Genomic DNA, 2,442 nt, shown 5'->3' on the forward strand with positions numbered 1-2,442 from the left:
TCAACCACCCTTCCTGGAATTTCCTATATTTGAATTATACAGGAAGCTCCTTCTTCCAATGGCGAATCGGGTGCGGGCCGGAAGCATGCCTATTCGAAGCGCACCTTGATGCTGTTTGCGTGGGCGGTCAGCCCCTCGCTCTCCGCAAAGGCCTCGATGTCCTTATGTACCCTTTCCAGCGCTTCCCTGGAATATGAAATGATGCTGGTCTTCTTCATAAAGTCATCCACGTTCAGCGGTGAAAAGAACTTCGCCGTACCGTTTGTGGGCAGGATATGGTTGGGCCCGGCGAAATAATCCCCCAGGGGTTCAGAGGAATACTCTCCCAGGAAGATTGCCCCGGCGTTGCGGATCTTGGTCATCACCTGGTAAGGGTCGGCGGTGAGGATCTCCAGATGCTCCGAGGCAATCTCGTTGGCGGCATCGATGGCATCCTCCATGCTTTCGGCCAGCAGGATATAGCCGTAGTTGTCCAGGGACTTCTGGATGATCTCCTTCCTGGACAGCTTCTCCGTCAAGGCGTCCGCCTGGGCACTGACCTGTTCCGCCAGCTCTTTCGAGGTGGTAATCAGGATGGCGCTGGCCAGCTCGTCATGCTCTGCCTGGGAGAGCAGGTCCGCCGCCACGTATCTGGGATTGGCCGTGCCGTCCGCCAGCACCAGGATTTCGCTGGGGCCCGCGATGGAGTCGATCCCCACGTAGCCGTACACGGCCTTTTTGGCCAGGGCCACGAAGATATTGCCGGGGCCCGTGAGCTTGTCCACCTTGGGGACGGACTGGGTGCCGAAAGCCATGGCCGCCACTGCCTGGGCGCCTCCCGCCCTGTAGATCGTGTCCACCCCTGCGATGTCCGCCGCCACCAGCGTGCCGGGATTGATCCGTCCCTGGGCATCAGGCGGCGTGGTCATGATGACCTCCCCCACTCCCGCTACCTTGGCGGGGATCACGTTCATCAGGACGCTGGAGGGATAGGCCGCTTTTCCGCCGGGGACATAGACGCCCGCCCTTGAGACAGGCGTCAGCTTCACCCCCAGGATCGTGCCGTCCGCCCTGGAATCGAACCAGCTGTTGCGCAGCTGCTTCTGGTGGAAGCTGCGGATATTGTCGGCAGAGCGTCTGATGACATCTGTCAGGCCGTCATCCAGAAGGCTGTAGGCCGCATCGATTTCTTCCCTTGTCACCTTGATATTATCCGCGTCCAGGGCGTATCCGTCAAATTTCAGGGTGTAGTCGAACAGGGCCCTGTCCCCGTCCCTTCGGACATCCTCCAGGATGCCGTTCACGACGCCCTCATATTCGGAATAATTGTTAGGGCTTCTTTTCAGCAGGTCGTCCAACAGATTTGCTTTTGCCTGCGCTGTCAGTTTTACGATTCTCATAGTTACCCCCATGTCTGCTTTCCGCCGAGCTTCTCAGGAATTCAATTTCCTGCGAAGGCTCAGCACCAGCTCCTGAATCCGTGTCCTCTCCATCTGCATGGCCACGGGATTGACGATCATCCTGGCGGAGAGCCCGCAGACCTCCTCCAGCACTTCCAGCCCGTTCTCCCGCAGGGTGGAGCCTGTCTCCACGATGTCCACGATCACATCCGACAGGCCCACCAGAGGGCCCAGCTCCACGGAGCCGCTCAGCTTGATGATGTCCACGGTCTGATGCTTTTTGTCGTGGAAATAGTCCCGGGCGATATTGGGATACTTGCTGGCCACGCGGATGCGCTCGTGGTGCAGGAGCAGGTCCCTGGCGGACTCAGGCCCGCAGACGCACATCCTGCACTTGCCGAAGCCCAGATCCAGCACCTCGTACACGTTCCGGTTCTCCTCCAGCACAGTATCCCGCCCAGCCACGCCCATATCCGCGGCTCCGTACTCCACGTAGGTGGGCACGTCGGGGCCCTTGGCCAGGAAGAATTTCAGCTTCCACTCCTCGTTTACGAATATCAGTTTCCGTGTATTCTTATCCTTCATCTCTTCGCAGGAGATGCCCATCTCCTCAAAAAGCGCCAGCGTCTGATTTGCAAGCCGGCCTTTGGCAAGGGCGAAGGTCAGATATTGCCTCTCTTCCATGGAATGCGTTTCTTCCATGGAATGCCTCTCTTCCATTTTCATCGCAATGCCTCCCTTCCATGCGCGCCCTCCCCGGAATCTACTTCCTCCCCGGAACACGCCCCTTCCAAGGGAAGCAGCTCCACCGGGATTCCCTCCGCCCGCAGCTTCTGCGCCTCCGCCAGCCTTTCCGCAAAGTCTCCCTGGCCGTAGAATATCCGCCGGATTCCATCCCCGGCGGGAAACCGGGCCTCCTGTCTGGAAAGGGCCTCCATGATGGTGTCCACCACGACGACGAACCCTACCGCAGGGGCATCCTTGCCGAACTGCAGCAGCAGCCTGTCGTATCTGCCGCCCTTCACCACGGCCTCCCCTACGCCGTAGGTGTAGGCCTTGAAGA

The 2,442-nt window shown here is 59.3% G+C and carries 3 protein-coding genes; all 3 read right to left on the minus strand.

Annotated features, from left to right (window positions below; all coding sequences use genetic code 11):
- Window positions 1-89: 89 nt before the first annotated feature.
- Window positions 90-1,379, minus strand: a complete 1,290-nt coding sequence (hisD, locus tag Q2B33_RS00415) for a histidinol dehydrogenase (protein ID WP_300574208.1) — start codon at window positions 1,377-1,379, stop codon at window positions 90-92.
- Window positions 1,380-1,412: 33 nt separating this feature from the next.
- Window positions 1,413-2,063 carry an ATP phosphoribosyltransferase gene (gene hisG, locus Q2B33_RS24395; protein WP_296456994.1) on the minus strand — a complete coding sequence of 217 codons (651 nt, stop codon included), beginning with the start codon at window positions 2,061-2,063 and terminating at the stop codon, window positions 1,413-1,415.
- Between the two features lie 38 nt (window positions 2,064-2,101).
- Window positions 2,102-2,442, minus strand: a 341-nt coding sequence (locus Q2B33_RS24400; protein WP_300823422.1) for an ATP phosphoribosyltransferase regulatory subunit, incomplete at its 5' end; no start/stop codon positions are given.

This window comes from uncultured Acetatifactor sp. (assembly GCF_948601915.1).
GTDB lineage: Bacteria > Bacillota > Clostridia > Lachnospirales > Lachnospiraceae > Acetatifactor.

Excerpts from the sequence above, each read along its gene's own strand:
- hisD (WP_300574208.1), bottom strand. The coding sequence starts at position 1,379 with ATGAGAATCGTAAAACTGACAGCGCAGGCAAAAGCAAATCTGTTGGAC.
- hisG (WP_296456994.1), bottom strand. The coding sequence starts at position 2,063 with ATGGAAGAGAGGCAATATCTGACCTTCGCCCTTGCCAAAGGCCGGCTT.